The organism is Enterococcus sp. DIV0008 (genome assembly GCF_050542615.1).
Taxonomy (GTDB): domain Bacteria; phylum Bacillota; class Bacilli; order Lactobacillales; family Enterococcaceae; genus Enterococcus_D; species Enterococcus_D innesii.
This window is the reverse complement of the sequence record NZ_CP172937.1, coordinates 3,137,184-3,155,036: the sequence shown is the minus strand read 5'-3', so window position 1 is coordinate 3,155,036 and position 17,853 is coordinate 3,137,184. Positions and strand designations below refer to the sequence as shown.

Below are 17,853 nucleotides of genomic sequence, written 5' to 3'. Positions count from 1 at the left end.
CTTTTTTGTATGCTCACCAGCAGACTATTTGATGAGACGTGCCGTTTGTTTTTTCACTATTGAAAGGCGAAAAATGGCGCACCAGTTTAATAAAAAACCAGCAAAGACGAGCTCTTACGGAGCGTCTTTGCTGGTTTTTTTCTACCGATAATGTTTGAAAGCAGGCCATGACAGCTGCTCACGGCTCGATTTTACTATACAAATCGAGGGCTCTTTTCCTGGCTTCGTTATGGTCGACTATAGGCAACGGATAGTCGGTGCCTAAAACTACCTTTAGGTCGGCTTGTTCTTCGTCAGTCATCAGGTAAGGTTCGTGGATGAATTTTAGCGGCAACTGGGCGAGTTCGGGAACAAATTGTTTGATAAACGTCCCCTCTTTGTCGAATTTTTTCCCCTGAGTGATGGGGTTGAAAATTCGAAAGTAAGGAACGGCATCGGTGCCGGTCGAAGCTGCCCATTGCCAGCCGCCGATATTGCTGGCAGCGTCGTAGTCGATCAATTGTCGAGCAAAATAGGCTTCTCCTTGCCGCCAATCGATCAGTAGATCTTTGGTTAGAAAGGAAGCGACGATCATCCGTAGACGGTTATGCATCCAACCGGTTTGATTCAGCTGCCGCATCGCGGCATCAATGATCGGATAGCCGGTTTGCCCTGCTTGCCATTTGTTAAACGCCTCTTCATCCTTTTGCCAATCCATGTTTCGATATCTCTCAATGAGTTCATAGTTTTTTTGCTCCGGATGAGTGAAGTAGATCATATGATAAAAATCTCGCCAAGCCAGTTCTTTTAAAAAGGTCGCTTTGCCAGTGCTGGGTGGCATTCCTTGGCAAGCGGCCCAAACCTTCCGAATAGAGAGTTGTCCAAAAGACAAGAAAGGGGACAGGCGGCTGGTTCCTTTGATCGAAGGGAGATCACGGTCTTTTTCATAGGCGGCCAAACGCTTTTGCACAAAGGCCTGCAATTGTTTATGCGCATAGTCTTCCCCAACGATCGTTGAAAAATCGGTCTTTCTATTTTTTAGCAGCTCAGCAAGCAACGCTGTCCCTGCTTTAAAGTGACGGGCATCATTAAAATGAGCGGCTTTTTCAAAATCAAGGGCCTGCTTTTGATAGACCGGTTTGGGCAGCTGGATCCATTTCTTATAATAGGGCGTAAATTTTTTGTAGTATGTCCCATCCTCTTTGGTGACTTCCGTTGGTTGGTGTAGATGATGTTCTTCAAAGGAATGGACAGTGACGCCTTTTTTCTCGACCAATTCTTTTATGTAGAGGTCGCGTTTACGACCATATCCACGGTTATCAAAGTTGAAGTAAAGCTGGCTCCATTCTGGATAGTGAGCGAACAACTGATCAAAGGCTTCTGTCAAAGTCCCCGTTAAGAGGTGGATCGTCAGATTTTGCTTTTTGGCAGCCTCGATAAAGTGAGCAACTGCGCTAAAAAAGTAATCATGGCTTGGTGCATCGGGGAGAAACTGCTTTTCATTGAGATGAAACATACACAACAATTGGTCGTTTGCTTGAAGAGACAAAAGCGCCTCAGTCAGTGCCGTGTTGTCCTCTAAGCGTAGATCCTTTCTAAACCACATCACATGAATTGCCATACAAACCTCCTTGATAGTATAACCGTGCAAAAAACGATCGGATTTCGTTTATAGTAATGGAAAGATGGGATTTATTCAAATTTGGCGATTGTTTCAGCTAACCAGAAATCTTGGCAAGCGTGCGTGACTATAGAAAGCGTATGGAACATGAAGATGCGTCGCTTTTCAATAGCCGATCTTGTAAACAAAAAAATCGAACACAGAACAAGAGTCTGCGTTCGATTCTAGCAATCAACAAAATTATTTCATTTTCCGTTCATCTGGCACGATGTCTGCTTTTAACAACCATTTGTGGAAGAACCATTCTGCCACACCGATCAATACTGCTGGGATCAATACTAACATCCAAATGTCATTTGTATAGTCCATATAAGTCAGGTACAGCCATAGGATAAGGGCTGCTGCGCCGGCATCTGCGATCGTTGCCGCAATGTTACCGATCTTCCGCAAAATGACCAAGTCGCCTAGCACATAGATCATCACCACAATGATCACACCGACGATCGTCGAGTCCATAAAACTGACATCATAAATCCCCGACAACACAATCCACAAAATCGCCCAAATCATTAGTGCTTTAACAACCAACGCTTTTAGATGTTTCATTTCATACACTCCTTTTTATTATTTATTCCAAAAGCAAGAAGGTCATCTTAGTGATAACCTTCTATTTCAAGGCTATCATCTGACATTTTTTGTGTCAAAAAAAATGATTGGGATGGTTTTTTATACTAATTTAAGCACAATTGCTTGACGAATGGTCGTGAATAGTTTAAACATTTTAAGGAATAATCAGTGGGATTAGTTTGTTAAATGAAAGAAGAATAGGGTGGATTTTGTAAGGAGAAAAAGTATCGGTACAGTATTTACTGGAATCAAACAATTTAACAAGGCAATTTAAATGGAGCGACCCGCAAAAGTCAGATTTTGATCTGCTTTTCGAGGGTCGCTTTATGCCGTCTTCTTATTTATTTTCTCCTAGCGGCTCGAAAATAATTGATCCCGGTTCCTGCAAATACTACGAAACTAGCCAATAGGAACAAAAATCCTACGGGGATTAGATAGAAATTTTCATGTAAAATGCCGGATTGATCGATGTATTCCACGGCGCTTGCTTTGATGAAGAAGCAGGCAAAGCCGAATAGTAGTAAAAATGTTCCGATCAAGGTCGTGATCAAATTGAGTTTGGCGCGTCGGGTCTCGCTGCCGTCTTTGATTAGTTTTTCAGTGATCTTGTTCACTTGAGTTCCTCCTAAAATCAATTCATCAAGCGAGAGTTCAAAAATCGTGGCGATGGCAATCAGCATTTCTAAATCTGGTAGATTACGATTGTTTTCCCAGTTCGAAACGGCTTGTCTTGTCACGTGTAGTTGAGTGGCAAATTGTTCTTGGGTCAAGTTATTTCTCGTACGTACTTCTTTGATTTTTTCGCCAAATTCCATCTTTTCTTCCTTTCGCTGATGTGACTTAAGCATAGTCGAAACCCTCGTTGGTTCCAAGAAAGCAGGGCTTGCTGCTTGATAAATCAAGGGAAAGTGGTGATTGCGTCACTTGTTTGTCCGCTATTGGTTAGGGAGAGAGCCAATCATCTTTAATAATCAAAGCGATCAGCTGCTAAGTAAACGATTTGATGTGTGTTATTTTTACAATGTATCTTTTCTTTTATTATAGCATTGTGATCGAGGGGAGGGAAATGTGTGATACGGGTCTTTCGCTACTTGATTGGTAGATGTCTAACAGCTGTCGAGAGTATCGAGCGGGGAGCAGCGCAACAGCAAGTTTCTTTTCTTAAAGAAAATCACTTAGTTGACAAATCGCAAAACATCTTGTTTAATATACCCCGAGGGGTATACGAAAGGGGCAAGAAATGTTTTCACTATTTAAGCGCATACCAAGTATGTCAACAGCAGATTTACAAAAAGAAGGAGCCAAAGAATGGACAGTTCTGGATGTACGCACGCCGGCGGAGTACCGCAGCGGGCACATTGCCTATGCGAAAAATGTACCGTTAAATAAGGTTGCTGGATTTACTCAAAAAGGCGACAAGAAACTGGCAGTCATTTGCCAATCGGGGATGCGAAGCAAACAAGCAGCCAAAATCCTAAGTAAAAAAGGTTTTGATGTGGTCAACGTTCGTGGCGGCATGAATCAATGGCGCGGAACAACCAAAGGAGGAAAGTAATGATGGAAAAAATAGTTATTGTCGGTGGGGTAGCAGGGGGAATGTCGGCAGCCACGCGCTTACGTCGGCTTAAAGAAGCAGCGGAGATCATTGTTTTTGAAAAAGGTCCTTTTGTCTCTTTTGCGAATTGCGGGTTGCCGTATGCCATTTATGGTGAGATCAAAGAGCGAGATGCCCTATTGGTCCAAACACCTGAAGCATTAAAGAAACGGTTCAACTTAGATGTGCGACCTTTTCATGAAGTGCTGGCGATCGAGCCAGAGGAGAAAACGGTGACGGTCAAACATGGCGAACATGTCTTCACGGAATCTTATGATGCGTTGATTTTATCGCCGGGGGCAAAACCGCTAGTACCAGCGATCAAAGGGCTAGAAGAAGCAACCAACGCCTTTTCTTTGCGCAATGTTCCTGACTTAGACCAAATCATGGCGCATCTTGAAGACAAAAAGCCTCAAAAAGCCACGATCATTGGCGCTGGGTTTATTGGGTTAGAAGTCGCTGAAAATTTACATAAAAAAGGCCTCGAAGTAACGATCGTAGAAAAAGCACCCCACGTATTGCCACCTTTGGACGAAGAAATGGCTGCGTATGTCAAAAATGAATTGATCAAGCAAGGGGTCAAAGTTTTGACCTCGCAGTCAGCGACCGCTTTTGAAAAAGCAGGGCAAGAAATCGTTCTGGAAGATGGCACGGTCCTGACTTCAGATCTCATGATTCTTTCGGTTGGTGTCCAACCAGAAACGGATTTGGCGAAACGTGCTGGTATTGAATTGGGACGCCGGGGGGGTATCTTAGTAGATGAGCAATACCAAACCAGCAAGAAAGATATTTACGCGGTGGGTGATGCCATCGTTGTGAAACAACAAATCACCAACGAAGACACGCTAATCTCCCTGGCTTCACCAGCCAATCGCCAAGGTCGGCAAGTAGCTGATGTGTTGGGAGGACTGGCTCGCAAAAACAAAGGCAGTATCGGGACTGCGATCGTGCGCGTATTCGATCTTGCAGCAGCTTCCACAGGGTTGAGTGAGCGCAGCGCCAAACTGGCAGGGCTAAATCCCCAGGTGGTTCATCTTTCAGGCAAAGACCATGCAGGGTATTATCCGGATGCGACGGATATTTATTTGAAACTGATTTTTGATGCGGATACTGGAAAAATCTATGGTGCGCAAGGCATCGGTGCCAAAGGGGTCGATAAACGGATCGATATATTGGCAACAGCGATCAAAGGCGGCTTAACGATCTTTGACTTGCCTGAACTGGAATTCACCTATGCACCGCCTTTTGGCTCAGCCAAAGATCCAGTGAATATGCTTGGCTATGCAGCGATCAATCTGGCGGAAGGAATCAGTGAGAATATTCAGTGGCACGAATTGACGGAGGCCTTAGAAAACGGTAAGCAGTTGTTGGATGTTCGTTCAGAGATGGAATTAGCCAATAATGGACGTTTTCAACAAGCGCTCCACATTCCGTTAGATGAATTGAGGGATCGGTTGTCTGAATTGGATCCAAGCGTTTCGTATGTCGTTACGTGTCATAGCGGATTGAGAAGCTACATTGCCGAACGCATCTTAAAACAAGCGGGCATCAATTGTCAAAACCTCGATGGTGCCTTTTCGTTGTATAATACTATTAAGCCGGAGATGATTATTCATGATTAAAGCCATATCTATGGAGGAATTTGCCCAAAAAGAAAAACGTGAACCACTTGAGATCCTTGATGTCAGAGAAGTCGATGAGTTTGCACAAGGACACATCAAAACAGCACAAAACCTACCGTTGAGCGAGCTGACAGAACAAATCAGCGACTTAGAGAAGGATAAAAACTACTATGTCATCTGTCATTCAGGGGCTCGTTCGCAAATGGCATCTGAGTTTTTGAGCCAGCAAGGGTTTCAAGTGACCAATGTCCTCGGCGGCATGTCAGCATGGAGAGGAGAAATCAAACGATGACCGCATGCAACAAAGATATTTTGAATCGGTTAAAACGAACCGAAGGCCAGTTGCGGGGGATTCAAAAAATGATCGAAGACGAGAAAGAATGCGTCGATGTCATCACGCAATTGTCCGCCGTCAGTTCCAGTGTTAACCGTATTATGGGGATCATTGTCGCTGAAAATTTGAAAAATTGTTTGGAAAATCCAGACAGCGACACGGAAACCCAAAAGCAGAAAATCGATCAAGCCGTTCAGCTGATCGTGAAGAAGTAGCGGGATTTTTGACAGTGTTACGATTTAATTTCGTTTGAAAGAGTCTGCTTGTCATCTAGATGTAAGATTCGAAGCTGACCGCAAAAGAAGGGAAATACCTATTTTGCGGTTTTTTGTACATAAAAAATGATTGCGTTTTCTTTTTTTGGATGCTATGATTAATTTAAGAAATAAATAGTGATTTTTTTTATGTGTATGTGACTGTACGGCAGGCAAGGCATAATAAAATCAATTTTGCGAAGGTTCGCAGATTTGATTTTATTATGCCTTTTTTTACGCTCAGAAAGGAGGAAGGGGAAGAATACATGTATTTGATTAAGAAAGTTTTGAATGTAAACGTTATTATTGTTGAAAAAGACAACAAAGATGTTATTGCTTTTGGCAAAGGTATCGGTTATCAGCAAAAGAAAGGTCAATTGATTTCGGAAGAGAAAATCTCTAAATTCTATCTTCCGATTGAAGATAATCGAATGGAGTCCTTGATCACGTTTATGAACAATGTACCTGTAAAGTATATCGAGCTAGCATATGAAGTCATCCAAGAAGCGGAGAAATATCTAAACACGGAATTATCTGCTAATACACTCTTTTCACTGACCGATCATATTTATTTTACTGTCGAGAGGATCAGAGACAATGTCATTATGACTTCTTCAATGTATTGGGAGTTCAAACGATTTTATCCTGAAGAATTTCAGGCTGCTCAAAAAGGTGTTGCCATTATTGAAAAAGCACTTGGTGTTTCTTTGAATGAACAAGAAGCAGCGAACATTACTTTCCATATCATTAACGGAAATAGTCGCTCAGCAATTCATGCCAATGCTATCCAAATCACAAAAATCGTGACAAATATTTTAAAGTCTGTACAAATGTTGGTGAAGAAAAAATTGGATAGCCACAGTCTGCACTATGAGCGTCTGGTTACACATGCCAAATTTTTTGCAGAACGCTATTTAACGAACACGATGTTAAACAATGATGCAGTTTTAATAAAGACAGTCTCTACGCTGTATCAAGAACCGATGGCCTATAGTCAGCGAATAAAACGGACTTTAGAAGAAATCTATGAGAAACCAATCACTGAAGAAGAAATTGCATATTTAGCTATTCATATTAATAGACTATTACTATCACAAAATGAGGAGTGAACCAAATGATTGATAAAAAGAAAGAATCAGTAGACAAAATCATTCAATCGATCGGTGGAGAGAAAAATATTAACGCGGTCTATCATTGTGCAACTCGCCTTCGCTTCCAGTTAAAAGATACCACGCAATTCAATCAAGCACAGGCGAAGGAAATTCCAGGAGTACTAGGGACCAAATTGACTGGAGATGAAGTACAATTTGTGATTGGCGGAGAAGTAGGAAATTACTATTCGACTGTAATCAATCAGTATAAAATCACGGAAAAAAACAGTGATGAAGCTGTAGATACACCTAAAAACGGACTTGTGAAACGAATCGTCGAAAATATTGTTGGTGTAATGGCGCCAATCATTACAGCATTGATCGGATTTGGTTTAATTCGGGCGGTTTTAGCTCTACTGGTCCTTTTGGGATTGAGTAGAGAAAGTTTAAATTATCAAATCATCAATATGATTGGAGACGCCGCCTTTTACTTTTTACCTTTTTTAATTGCGGCTAGTGCGGCACGGCAATTTAAAACCAATCTTTATTTAGCATTGGGGATCACAGGCGTCTTATTACATCCAACATTTCAGAGTCTGGTTGCCTCGGATGTTTCTATGCAGCTGTTTGGGCTTCCGATACGTGAAGCCGCTTATTCAGGAACGGTTATCCCAATCATCTTGATCGTCTGGGTTATGAGTTATGTTGATCGTTTATCTGAAAAGATCATTCCAAGTGTTTTAAAAACCATGTTGAAGCCGCTTTTTATCGTGATCATCATGGCTCCGCTCGCATTGATGATCTTAGGACCCATCGGCGCGATTTTTGGAGATGGATTGTTCTTTGTTGTGGATTATCTGCGAGTGACTGTTCCATGGCTCGTGCCGACACTGATGGGCATCTTCACGCCTTTATTAGTAATGGTTGGTATGCACACGGCTTTGACTCCGATTGCGCAAGTCTCCTTTTCAACCGTAGGCTTTGAAATCGTCCAAGGACCAGGTATGTTAGCAAGCAACATTTCGCAAGCGGGTGCCGCCTTTGGGGTATTTGTTAAAACCAAAGATAAACAGATGAAACAAATTGCTTTTTCTAGCGGCATCACGGCGCTGTCTGGTATCACGGAACCTGCGCTGTACGGGGTTAACTTGAAACTGAAAAAACCACTGATTTATGTGATGATCTCAGGTGGAATTGCTGGTTTTTATGCGGGTATCAGCGGACTAGTCCGCTATTCATTCGGATCGCCAGGGCTTTTGACCTTGCCGGTATTTTTCGGAGAGGATGCCTCTAATATTGTAAAAGCAGCCATAACATTGGCGTTAGCTTTTTCGATATCATTTGTTTTGACAGTCATTTTTGGTTTTGAAGAGAGTATTGAAGAAGATATGAAAGCGTTGGAGAAGCCTTCACCGATTGCTTCAGAAAAACGAACAGCGGCTGAAGAAGCATTGATTCAAGGCTTCGTCCGTGGCAGCATTTTGCCGCTGAGTGAAGTAGCTGACGAGGTTTTTGCCACCGAACAAATGGGACCAGGGCTGGCGATCGATCCTGTGTCAGGAGAATTCCATTCACCGATTGAAGGCACGATAACAACTGTCTTTCCAACAAAACATGCCATCGGGTTGCGACATGATAATGGATTAGAAATGTTACTGCATATTGGATTAGATACAGTGAAACTGGATGGAGAGGGATTTGAACTTTTTATTGAGGAAGGTCAGCGAGTAAAGGCGGGTGATTTGCTAGCCCGTGTTGATATTGATTTTATCAAGTCTAAAGGCTACGATCCAACTTCTGTTTTGATTTTTATGAACAATCAGAATGAACCGGTATTTTTTGAGCACGATGAATTGATTGATTACTCGAATAAATTAGTAACAATTATTTAGAAGAAAGAAGGGGAAAAAATGAAAGCAAAATTTCCAGATGGATTTTATTGGGGTGGGGCGACAGCTGCCAATCAATTAGAAGGAGCGTATCAAGCGGACGGCAAAGGAATGTCAATCAGTGATCTGCTTCTGGGAGGCGATGTGAACACGCCTCGGCGAATCACCACAGAAATTGAAGAAGGTGCTTTTTATCCAAGTCATGAGGCGATTGATCATTTTCATCGATACAAAGAGGATATTGCTTTATTTGCAGAAATGGGATTTAAGCTGTATCGCTTTTCTATCGCATGGACTCGTATTTTTCCGACCGGTTTAGAGAAAGTACCAAATGAAGAAGGGTTAAAGTTTTACGATGGTCTTATCGCAGAACTAAAGAAGTACGAGATAGAACCGATGGTCTCATTGTCTCATTATGAATCACCGATAGAAATGACAAAGCAGTTTAATGGCTGGGAAAGCAGAGAAATGATTGAAGCATATGAAAGATTCGCCAAGACGGTCATTGATCGCTATCAAGATGATGTGAGATATTGGCTGACGTTCAATGAAATCAATATTTTATCCAGAGATGTAGGGGTGGGTACGTATTTAGGAGGAGGAATGTATCCAAAGGATATTGATGATTTTTTGAATACTAAAAATATCGATAACAGCCAGCAGCGGTTTCAGGCGCTCCACCACCAATTCGTTGCAAGTGCCCGAGTGATCAAGTACGCAAAAAGTCTACACAAAAATTTGCAAATGGGCTGTATGATTGCCTATCGAATGATTTATCCGTTGTCTTCTCATCCAGAGGATATTCGTTTCGCACAAGAGATGACTAATATCAGTAATTTTTACTGTGGTGATGTTCAAGTGAAAGGTCGCTATCCATATTTTGCTAAAAAGTTTTGGCAAGATAGAGGGATCGATCTTACTATCGAAGCAGGAGATTTAGAAGTACTGAAAGAGGGCACTGTTGATTTCTATACGTTTTCTTACTACCAATCTTCTACTGTGACTAAAGTAAATGATCAAGCCGAAAAGCAAACGGGGAATTTTTTCAATGGGGTTAAAAATCCGCATCTTACAGCGAGTGAATGGGGCTGGGAAATCGATCCATTAGGATTGCGCATCGCGTTAAATCAAATTTATGAACGCTATGAAATTCCCTTGATGGTGGTCGAAAATGGGTTAGGTGCAATAGATACCCTCATTGAAAAAAATGGTGAATATACAGTCGAGGATGATTATCGTATCGACTATTTACGAAGCCATATTAAGGCAATGGCTGATGCTATTGCAGATGGCGTCGATCTTATCGGATATACTTCTTGGGGGCCCATCGACCTTGTTTCAGCAGGAACTGGACAAATGGCAAAACGCTACGGGTTTATTTATGTAGACAAGCATGACGATGGTACTGGCTCGTTGGCTCGCTATAAGAAAAAGTCCTTTTATTGGTACAAAAAAGTGATTCAATCAAATGGTGAAGGAATTAATTAGAAAATCGCAAGCTCAAGTTATTATAGAAAAAAGCGAAGGTGCTGCTGAGCCTTCGCTTTTTCGTTGCCTACAATTGGACAGGTGGATTAGTTGTGGCTGACTTCTTCGTAAAAGATAGCATTGCGTTCTGCAATTAGTTGGGTTTCCCTTCGCTCTAATTCAAGAAAGGTTTCGTCTGCCAGCAATTCGGCAGCGGAGTAGCCGGCAGCCAAGAAATTTTCGGCATAGGTCAATTTCTGATTCGTGATGTTTCTTCGTTGCTCGGCAATGACGAGCAGCTGTTTCACATTCATACACTCACTCCATTCTTATATAAAAAGCAAGTACTAAAAGAGGACAGCTAATAATACTTGCAAGTCAACGGTGAAGGCGGGATATCAATCATGCTCGGCTATTCATAAAAAGAGAAAAACGGCAGGTTCGTTTCTGATTGGTCGTTTTATACGGAAGCTTTATACTAAGTATAAAAAAATTTCCCCCGTAGTAACAGAACCTAGTCGTTTACATAAAGCAACCATTGGTTTACATTACTCGGACAAGTGGGTGTCACAAGAAAACCAAGCAATTTTTTCTAGGGAAACGGCGGGATTTGACGACAAAAAAAACTGTGGCCGCATCAAGCGGTCGCAGGTTTCACGGGCTAGTAGAAATAGCTTAAACGGTTTGTTTTGCTGGGCGCAGCAAGACTTCGCTGATCGCCACATGTTTGGGCTGTTGAATGGCATAAACCACTGCATTTGCTACATCTTCTGGCGTTAGGCTGTTGCCTTCTACGCGAGAGGTTTCTTTCAAGGCTGCTTCTAGTTGAGCATTACCGACGGTTTCAAACAATTCCGTGGAGACCATTCCCGGAGAGACGATGGTTGAGCGAATGCCATGTTCACGTTCTTCTTGGCGCAAGCCTTCCATAATTGCACGGACTGCAAACTTTGTCCCGTTGTACACGGCAGAACCTGGGTAAATGACATGTCCGGCAACTGAGTCAGTGGCGATGATCAAGCCGTCTTGTTGTTTTTGCATGATGGGCAGCACAGCGCCGATCCCGTTCAATACCCCCATGATATTGATATCCAGCATTTTTTGCCAGCTGTCATAGTTCAACTCTGCTAAGTTTCCTTGAGGCATGATGCCAGCATTATTGAAAAGGACATCAATCCGACCAAAGGAGGTCATGGCTAAATCAATGACTTGTTGGACTTGTTCGCGATTGGTGACATCGGCTGTTTGATACAAGACATTTTCTCCTAGTTTTTCAGCCAGTGCTTTGATGCGCTCTTCACGGCGGGCGGCGATTACTACTTTTGCCCCTTGTTCGGCTAGTTTAACGGCGGTTGCTTCCCCAATTCCTGAAGAGGCTCCCATAATTACGATAACTTTCTCTTTGATTTCTGACATTTGTCTTTCCTCCAGTGAATGATTTTTTTCATCGAATCCTGCTACTGCCAATGCCAAACCTGTGAAACGATAGGTGATTGACAGTACAGTGCTTGCGGTGTATTTTAATTGTAGAACCTGAAGTTAGGTTTAGGTCAAGCGATAAACAAAATTTTTTTAGGAGCGATGCAAGTGAGTTACTCGATTGGTGAAGTATCAAAAACAACTAATATTCCCATCTCGACACTACGTTACTACGATCGAGAGGGAATGTTTCCGAATATGGCCCGTAGCAATGGCGGCATTCGGGTGTTTTCAGAAAAAGAAGTAGCGACGATCAAAGTGATCGATTGTTTAAAAAATACCGGCATGCCCATCAAAGACATCAAGAATTTCTTGGATTGGGGCGAGGAAGGCGATGCGTCTTTGCAGAAACGGCAGCAGCTGTTTCATGAACGCTTGGAAGAAGTCACAAAGCAAATGGCAGCCTTGCAAGAAACCATGAATACGATCAAATACAAATGCTGGTACTACGATACAGCAATGGCAGCAGGCACCGAAGCGGTAGTAAAAGAGCTACCGCTAGAAGAAATACCAGAAGAAGTCCGGGCATACAAACTGTAAGCAAAGAGAAAAACCACCTGCTGTTTTTGCAGGTGGTTTTTCGATTGTACTAGTTTTGCTGGGAAAATCAACCTTGCCAGTTGCCATTTTCTAATGAAAGACTGACAATCCCACGAAAATGGGCTCTGTTATTCAGTAGCCCTACTCAATAACCCCCACTGGAATCAAATAGCGGGGTTCATTTTCCGTCGGCAGTTGTAATAATTCTTTGAGTTCATGATCCGTGAAGGCGCCGATCGGCACAGCGCCTAATCCTAACGCTTGGGCTTGCAAAAGGACGTTTTGGGCGGAATGTCCGACTTCGATATAGGCATAACGTTCGATTCCTCGGTCCCCATAGCGCTCGATCAGTCGTTCATAAACCACTGTATAAAGCAATGTAGCAGGTGCTCGTTGGATCGCTTGCTGATCCAACGAACCTTCCGCCAATGCGGTCCGAAAATCGCCGGCAAGAACTTTTGCTAAGGCATGTTGCTCAGGTTGATACAGATAAAGCCCTGGCTCAAGCCCCGTTACCTGTGTAACCACGACATAGAGGTCTAAGGGATACAAGGCACCAGCCGAAGGCGCTGTCCGGCGACCATCTTCTGTAGTGACACCGGCAGCGGCCCATAAAAGCTGTGCCAGCTGTTCTTGTGTTAGCTCGGTGTCTTGAAAATCCCGTTGCGAGCGCCGCTCGAAGAGAGCTTCCGCCACACTGGTTTCCCCATCTAAGATTGGTTGCGGCAATGGAAAAGTTTCATAGGAAACCGCTGGTTCAAAAGGAGTGACCGTGTCGGTAGTCGGTTGTTCTTCAATCGGTGCCGTATCCGCACTGCAGCCAGTGAGGAGTAAGCCCAGCACCAAAAGAGCGCCTAAACGAGCAAAGCGAAATCGTTTGTAACGGATCATGAGGATTCCTGCTTTTTACTATGGACTTCGTGTTATTTATAAGTATAACAAGGATTGCTTTTTCATGCGCTTTTATTCACAAATGTGTGAGCAGTGGCAACCGCATCAGCTCAATCAGGTCATAGGGAAAGCAGACTTTTTAATATTTTCTAAAGGCTTTAAAAGTATTGCCATCGAGAAATCGTCTAGATTCTGTTCTGGCTCTTTCAATCAATGATCATTGGAAAAGAGTGTAGCAAATGCCAGAGTGTTATCTAAAGGAAGACAAGCATCATAAGATGGGGAACAACCCTTCGAGGAGCTTTCTGGAATCAATAAAGCCCCCTTGTCTCTTGCGACAAAGGGGGCGGGACTAACTATTCATTTCTGCGACTTCTTCCTCCATATCAAATTCTAACTGTTTGGCAGCATTAAGCTGGTCGCTATAGTAGCTGGCAAGCTCTTCAGCAGATTGCGGTGTTAGATTGTTGAAGGCAAAAGTCACATAGGAGCCATGATCCTCTAGACAAATCGAATTGATAGTGAAGCGACGCTTATCATCGTAAAAGACGTAACTTTCACATGGTACGAAGATTTGCTCGGGATGAGTCCGGACACGGAAGCCATTGAAACTCATTTGATACATTTCGAACGTCTTCGCATCATAAGAAAGCTGACGATTGATGGCGATACTCAAGGCTTCACTATCACTTTCGATAAAACGGTTTTTCCCGATCAAAATGGCATAAAACAAGCCATAGAGGTTATAGATCGACCAAATCAAGGTCACGATATAGCCGAATTCATAGCCTTCTCCTCGGTACAAACGATACCCAGCTACCAGACAGGCAAAGGAAATCCAAGTAAAGAGGATGATGTGGGGCAAGACAGTTCGCCAATCAAAGGCGTTGCTGCCGACGATCTCTTTTTTGGTCACGTTGAATTTTTTCTGTGATTTCATAAATTCTTTGATCAATGCCCCAGTGTGGATAGGAGCGACAAAGCAATCATAGATGTGGGAACTTGTCAGGTTCCTGATCTTAGGGACATACAGCCGAAACGACAGGGAAATCATAATGAAAGGCGGTAAAAAGAACAACAATAATTGGTGATTGTTGCTTCTGACGATAAAGATATCAAAAACCATAAATAAGGTTGGTGCCAATAAAAAGATGATTTTTTGGAAAGAGGTAAACCAATACAAATAGGAGTTGTAATAACAAAGTTTTTGCATAAAAGACAACCCTTTTAACCGGCGCGGTTTGAAGTGGTCAAAAATTTGTTTCGTTCCTTGCGCCCACCGAGTCCGTTGTGAGGTCAGCTCTTTGGCAGTGTAAGGAGTGATCCCCAAGGCATAGGCTTTATTGATAAAAATCGTTTCATAGCCGGCGTCTTGTAAAAGCATCCCGGTCGCCATATCTTCGGTGATACTGCTGGTAGGAACGCCGCCGATCTCTTCAAGGGCACTGCGACGAATGATGGCATTGGTACCGATATGGATCAAAGCATTCTCACGAGAAAGTGCTGGTTCTAGAAAGCGCATGAATAATTCCTGTTCGTTGTACATGGATTTGCGCAGTAATTGAAAGGGATCTTTGTTATAAAATGTTTGTGGATATTGCACCAATGCGACTTTAGGATTGCGGAAATAGTCGACAGCTTCAAAAATAATGTTCTTTTTGACGATAAAGTCAGCATCCAGAAGCAAAATCAAGTCACTGCTGGTTTGGGACAAGGCATAGTTGATATTCCCAGCTTTGGCATTGGCATTTCCTTCGCGGGTCAAATAGCCGAGATTCATTCGCTCGGCCATTTCTTTTAGTTCCTCTCGATGGCCATCATCGCAGATATAGATTTTTTTATTGGGGTATTTCAAGGCTTTGACAGCTAATGCTGTGGCGATCACCAGCTTGATGTCTTCATTGTAAGTACAAATAAAAGCGGCGACACTTGGCAAGAATTCTTCTGCTTCATCCCCCTCGTAGCGGTATTCTTTTGAGAGCTTATTGGAAAAAAGGTAAACAAAAAAGCCATAGACAAATAAACCAATGACTTCCGCAATATAGAGAATGATCCCAAATACTAGTGAAGCAGAACTATCAATCGGGATCGTGAAAAATAAACGCCAAACCAAGTAAATAAACAGAAAAGTAATCGTGATCTTCGAAAACAGCTGTTTGATGCGATTATTTTTCTTTGCCAGGAAATACAACAAGAAAATGACCAAAAACAACCCAGATAAATAAACCAATTCCAAACCAATCTCCTCCTTTGTTATACTAAAATAGTAATAAGTTTTTAAAAATAAATCAAAGTAAACGATTGCATGTTTTTTAACATGTAAGAAAGAAGAAGGAGGACAAGTACGAAGAAGCGAAAAAAGCCATACAAAAACCCTCCAGCAATTCGTTGCTGGAGGGTTTCATTTAATTGGCAGCTGCCAATGCTGCTTGGTTTTGTTTGGCATGATAGGCTTCCACGTCTAGGATGGCTTGTTTGAACATTTCTCGCGTGATCTCATAAGGCACGTGGACGATGTCATTGGTGGTCATTGCTTTGTCTAAGATTGCCTCAAGATCGCTGGTGTCGTTAAGGCCCATATCCGCTAGGCAAACCGGCAGTTTGTTTTCCTTCATAAAGGCGTAGATGCGCTGGAAGAGGGCTTCTTGCTGATCGAGCTGCAACAAGGCCAAAACGCCGTAACTAACGGATGCGCCGTGTAAATAGTCTTCCATTTTTTCCAAAACGGTCGTTCCGTAGTAAAAGGAATGAGCAAGGGCGGAGTTGTAATCATTGATGACTAAGACGGAAACTAAGCCGGTGGTTACGATGATATCCAAGACGACTTGCTCAATGGCATAAGACGGCTGATTGGCGGCACTGTCTTTCAAGGCTTGTGTGCCGTATTGCAATAAGCGTTCCGTGCACATTTTGCCGATTTGGATGCCTAACCCATCGGTGTAATCTAACTGATCGCCCCGCGCTGAAAATGTCGATTCGATCTCTTTGGAGAGGGCATCGCCGATTCCTGCCCATAAGTACTTGTCGGGGGCTTGGGCGATGATCTCACTGTCGATAAAGGCATGGGTCGGCGGTTGCGAAGGGAAAAACAACCCTTGCATCTCGCCGTTTTCTTTATAGATGACACAAACCGCGGTGACTGGTGAGCAGTTGGAGCCGATCGTTGGGAAGGTGAAGACTGGTTTGCCAGCTTTTTCCCCAACCACTTTGACGGTATCGCAAACGCGGCCGCCACCAACGGCGAATAGAACATCGGCGGCTTGGACACTTGGAGTAGCTAACAGCTGATCGACGTTTTCATAGGTCGAGTTGCCGCCGTACCACAAGGTATCCGTCACTTGGACTGCTGACGTTAAAGCGGCTTTAATCTTGTCTTCAGCTTTTTCAAGGGCGGTTTTTCCGCCGATGATCACGGCATTGGTGCCGTATGGTTTTACGATGTCATTTACTTTTTCGTAGGCGTCCGCCCCGATTGTGTAGTTTGGCAAAAAGATACTTTGACTCATACTGTTTTCCTTCTTTCTTGGCCACGAGATTGGCTAAAATTGGTCCGGTAATTTGATGGATCACCATGCCGACTGCGGCAGGGGTAACGGCTGCAGCAATGGCGGCAAAGTGGGCATTAGCTAACGAGATCGCTAGGCCGGTATTTTTCATTCCTAATTGAAACATGATGGATTTGGCTTGGGTGGCACTGACGCCCATCACACGGCTCAGACCATAGCCTGCGCCGTAGCCGATCAAGTTATGGAGCAAGACTAAGAAAATTACGATCAAGCCAGATTGGACGATGACGGCGCCGTTGCGAGCGACAGTTCCGGCAACGATCAATAAGATACTAACGGAAGAAATCAACACAAATGATTGTAGGAATCGCTCGATGTGCTTGGCAATGAGTTTGTGGACGATTACCCCTAAAATGATCGGCAAAAGCACCATCTGCAAGACAGACAAGAGCATTTCCCAGAAAGAGATCTCAGTATACTGACCAGCCAAGACGTAAACTAAAAAGGGTGTAACGACGGTCGCTAACAAGGTCGATACCGTGGTCATAGAAACGGTGAGGGCGACATCGCCTTTGCCGATAAAGGTCATGACATTGCTGGCGGTTCCACCAGAAACGCAACCTAGTAGGACAAACCCGATGATCAAACCGGAAGAAAGACCAAACAGCTGCGCTAAGCCGTAAGCCACCAAAGGACTGATGGTGAACTGGAAAAGCACTCCTAAGATGAATGCTTTAGGCTGTAAGACGACCATTTTAAAAGCAGCAACGTTTAAAGTCATCCCCATACAAAACATGATGATGCTCAGAAGAATCGTTGTACGAGGCGGAATCCATAAGAAGGGTTGCGGGAAGAAATAAGAGACGATCATCAATAAAATCATGATGTAGATCAAATACTTGTTTACAAAAGCAGCGATCGTGTTGACGGTTTTCATAAGAAAAAATCATCCTTCCTTT

At 43.2% G+C, this 17,853-nt stretch carries 17 protein-coding genes; 8 read left to right on the top strand and 9 right to left on the bottom strand.

What is annotated here, in order from left to right; genetic code table 11:
• Nucleotides 1-178: 178 nt before the first annotated feature.
• The 3 genes from IGI84_RS14880 to IGI84_RS14870 all read right to left on the bottom strand — a co-directional run bounded on the left by IGI84_RS14880 (nucleotide 179) and on the right by IGI84_RS14870 (nucleotide 3,042).
• Nucleotides 179-1,600 carry a cryptochrome/photolyase family protein gene (locus tag IGI84_RS14880; protein ID WP_430600488.1) on the bottom strand — a complete coding sequence of 474 codons (1,422 nt, stop codon included), beginning with the start codon at nucleotides 1,598-1,600 and terminating at the stop codon, nucleotides 179-181.
• 240 nt (nucleotides 1,601-1,840) lie between these two features.
• Complete coding sequence (locus IGI84_RS14875) at nucleotides 1,841-2,206, bottom strand: DUF2512 family protein (protein WP_144771778.1); 366 nt, start codon at nucleotides 2,204-2,206, stop codon at nucleotides 1,841-1,843.
• 362 nt (nucleotides 2,207-2,568) lie between these two features.
• A complete protein-coding gene (locus IGI84_RS14870) occupies nucleotides 2,569-3,042 on the bottom strand; it encodes a DUF3955 domain-containing protein (RefSeq protein WP_375838779.1) in 474 nt (157 codons plus the stop codon).
• A 425-nt stretch (nucleotides 3,043-3,467) separates the two neighbouring features.
• Here IGI84_RS14870 and IGI84_RS14865 point away from each other — a divergent pair, with 425 nt between their 5' ends.
• From IGI84_RS14865 to IGI84_RS14835, 7 genes are all read left to right on the top strand, one after another.
• The gene (locus IGI84_RS14865; RefSeq protein WP_010748940.1) at nucleotides 3,468-3,782 is read left to right on the top strand and encodes a rhodanese-like domain-containing protein; all 315 of its coding nucleotides are present in this window, start codon (nucleotides 3,468-3,470) and stop codon (nucleotides 3,780-3,782) included.
• Between the two features lie 2 nt (nucleotides 3,783-3,784).
• A complete protein-coding gene (locus IGI84_RS14860) occupies nucleotides 3,785-5,443 on the top strand; it encodes an FAD-dependent oxidoreductase (RefSeq protein WP_430600967.1) in 1,659 nt (552 codons plus the stop codon).
• Nucleotides 5,436-5,735, top strand: a complete 300-nt coding sequence (locus IGI84_RS14855) for a rhodanese-like domain-containing protein (protein ID WP_010748942.1) — start codon at nucleotides 5,436-5,438, stop codon at nucleotides 5,733-5,735. The genes IGI84_RS14860 and IGI84_RS14855 overlap by 8 nt, the downstream gene beginning before the upstream one ends.
• Nucleotides 5,732-5,992 (top strand): metal-sensitive transcriptional regulator, encoded by a 261-nt coding sequence (locus IGI84_RS14850; protein ID WP_005230585.1) that lies wholly within the window; start codon nucleotides 5,732-5,734, stop codon nucleotides 5,990-5,992. Before IGI84_RS14855 ends, IGI84_RS14850 begins: the two co-directional genes overlap by 4 nt.
• Nucleotides 5,993-6,297: 305 nt before the next feature.
• Nucleotides 6,298-7,140, top strand: a complete 843-nt coding sequence (locus IGI84_RS14845) for a PRD domain-containing protein (RefSeq protein ID WP_200126699.1) — start codon at nucleotides 6,298-6,300, stop codon at nucleotides 7,138-7,140.
• A gap of 5 nt (nucleotides 7,141-7,145) precedes the next feature.
• Complete coding sequence (locus IGI84_RS14840) at nucleotides 7,146-9,014, top strand: beta-glucoside-specific PTS transporter subunit IIABC (RefSeq protein ID WP_077454104.1); 1,869 nt, start codon at nucleotides 7,146-7,148, stop codon at nucleotides 9,012-9,014.
• Nucleotides 9,015-9,032: 18 nt separating this feature from the next.
• Entirely contained in the window at nucleotides 9,033-10,499 is a 1,467-nt protein-coding gene (locus IGI84_RS14835) for a glycoside hydrolase family 1 protein (protein WP_077454105.1), read from the top strand.
• Between the two features lie 86 nt (nucleotides 10,500-10,585).
• On the opposite strand, the gene IGI84_RS14830 is transcribed toward IGI84_RS14835, so the two are convergent.
• Both IGI84_RS14830 and IGI84_RS14825 read right to left on the bottom strand, forming a co-directional pair.
• Nucleotides 10,586-10,792, bottom strand: a complete 207-nt coding sequence (locus IGI84_RS14830) for a hypothetical protein (RefSeq protein WP_008380254.1) — start codon at nucleotides 10,790-10,792, stop codon at nucleotides 10,586-10,588.
• Nucleotides 10,793-11,153: 361 nt separating this feature from the next.
• Complete coding sequence (locus IGI84_RS14825) at nucleotides 11,154-11,894, bottom strand: SDR family oxidoreductase (RefSeq protein WP_200126691.1); 741 nt, start codon at nucleotides 11,892-11,894, stop codon at nucleotides 11,154-11,156.
• 165 nt (nucleotides 11,895-12,059) lie between these two features.
• Here IGI84_RS14825 and IGI84_RS14820 point away from each other — a divergent pair, with 165 nt between their 5' ends.
• Nucleotides 12,060-12,497, top strand: a complete 438-nt coding sequence (locus IGI84_RS14820) for a MerR family transcriptional regulator (RefSeq protein ID WP_077454108.1) — start codon at nucleotides 12,060-12,062, stop codon at nucleotides 12,495-12,497.
• 141 nt (nucleotides 12,498-12,638) lie between these two features.
• Here IGI84_RS14820 and IGI84_RS14815 read toward each other — a convergent pair whose 3' ends face one another.
• The 4 genes from IGI84_RS14815 to IGI84_RS14800 form a co-directional block, all read right to left on the bottom strand.
• Complete coding sequence (locus tag IGI84_RS14815; protein WP_081119230.1) at nucleotides 12,639-13,388, bottom strand: SagB/ThcOx family dehydrogenase; 750 nt, start codon at nucleotides 13,386-13,388, stop codon at nucleotides 12,639-12,641.
• Nucleotides 13,389-13,740: 352 nt separating this feature from the next.
• On the bottom strand, nucleotides 13,741-15,624 hold the full coding sequence (locus IGI84_RS14810) for a glycosyltransferase family 2 protein (protein WP_430600487.1): 1,884 nt from the start codon (nucleotides 15,622-15,624) through the stop codon (nucleotides 13,741-13,743).
• A gap of 169 nt (nucleotides 15,625-15,793) precedes the next feature.
• Nucleotides 15,794-16,894 (bottom strand): iron-containing alcohol dehydrogenase family protein, encoded by a 1,101-nt coding sequence (locus tag IGI84_RS14805; protein ID WP_200126687.1) that lies wholly within the window; start codon nucleotides 16,892-16,894, stop codon nucleotides 15,794-15,796.
• Nucleotides 16,830-17,831, bottom strand: coding sequence for a bile acid:sodium symporter family protein (locus IGI84_RS14800; protein ID WP_008380241.1), 1,002 nt, complete (start codon nucleotides 17,829-17,831; stop codon nucleotides 16,830-16,832). Before IGI84_RS14800 ends, IGI84_RS14805 begins: the two co-directional genes overlap by 65 nt.
• Nucleotides 17,832-17,853: the final 22 nt, after the last annotated feature.

Coding starts and splice junctions, on each gene's coding strand:
- IGI84_RS14825 (WP_200126691.1), bottom strand. CDS start 11,894: ATGTCAGAAATCAAAGAGAAAGTTATCGTAATTATGGGAGCCTCTTCA.
- IGI84_RS14830 (WP_008380254.1), bottom strand. CDS start 10,792: ATGAATGTGAAACAGCTGCTCGTCATTGCCGAGCAACGAAGAAACATC.
- IGI84_RS14840 (WP_077454104.1), top strand. CDS start 7,146: ATGATTGATAAAAAGAAAGAATCAGTAGACAAAATCATTCAATCGATC.
- IGI84_RS14850 (WP_005230585.1), top strand. CDS start 5,732: ATGACCGCATGCAACAAAGATATTTTGAATCGGTTAAAACGAACCGAA.
- IGI84_RS14820 (WP_077454108.1), top strand. CDS start 12,060: ATGCAAGTGAGTTACTCGATTGGTGAAGTATCAAAAACAACTAATATT.
- IGI84_RS14870 (WP_375838779.1), bottom strand. CDS start 3,042: ATGGAATTTGGCGAAAAAATCAAAGAAGTACGTACGAGAAATAACTTG.
- IGI84_RS14865 (WP_010748940.1), top strand. CDS start 3,468: ATGTTTTCACTATTTAAGCGCATACCAAGTATGTCAACAGCAGATTTA.
- IGI84_RS14805 (WP_200126687.1), bottom strand. CDS start 16,894: ATGAGTCAAAGTATCTTTTTGCCAAACTACACAATCGGGGCGGACGCC.
- IGI84_RS14815 (WP_081119230.1), bottom strand. CDS start 13,388: ATGATCCGTTACAAACGATTTCGCTTTGCTCGTTTAGGCGCTCTTTTG.
- IGI84_RS14845 (WP_200126699.1), top strand. CDS start 6,298: ATGTATTTGATTAAGAAAGTTTTGAATGTAAACGTTATTATTGTTGAA.
- IGI84_RS14855 (WP_010748942.1), top strand. CDS start 5,436: ATGATTAAAGCCATATCTATGGAGGAATTTGCCCAAAAAGAAAAACGT.
- IGI84_RS14835 (WP_077454105.1), top strand. CDS start 9,033: ATGAAAGCAAAATTTCCAGATGGATTTTATTGGGGTGGGGCGACAGCT.
- IGI84_RS14875 (WP_144771778.1), bottom strand. CDS start 2,206: ATGAAACATCTAAAAGCGTTGGTTGTTAAAGCACTAATGATTTGGGCG.
- IGI84_RS14880 (WP_430600488.1), bottom strand. CDS start 1,600: ATGGCAATTCATGTGATGTGGTTTAGAAAGGATCTACGCTTAGAGGAC.
- IGI84_RS14860 (WP_430600967.1), top strand. CDS start 3,785: ATGGAAAAAATAGTTATTGTCGGTGGGGTAGCAGGGGGAATGTCGGCA.
- IGI84_RS14800 (WP_008380241.1), bottom strand. CDS start 17,831: ATGAAAACCGTCAACACGATCGCTGCTTTTGTAAACAAGTATTTGATC.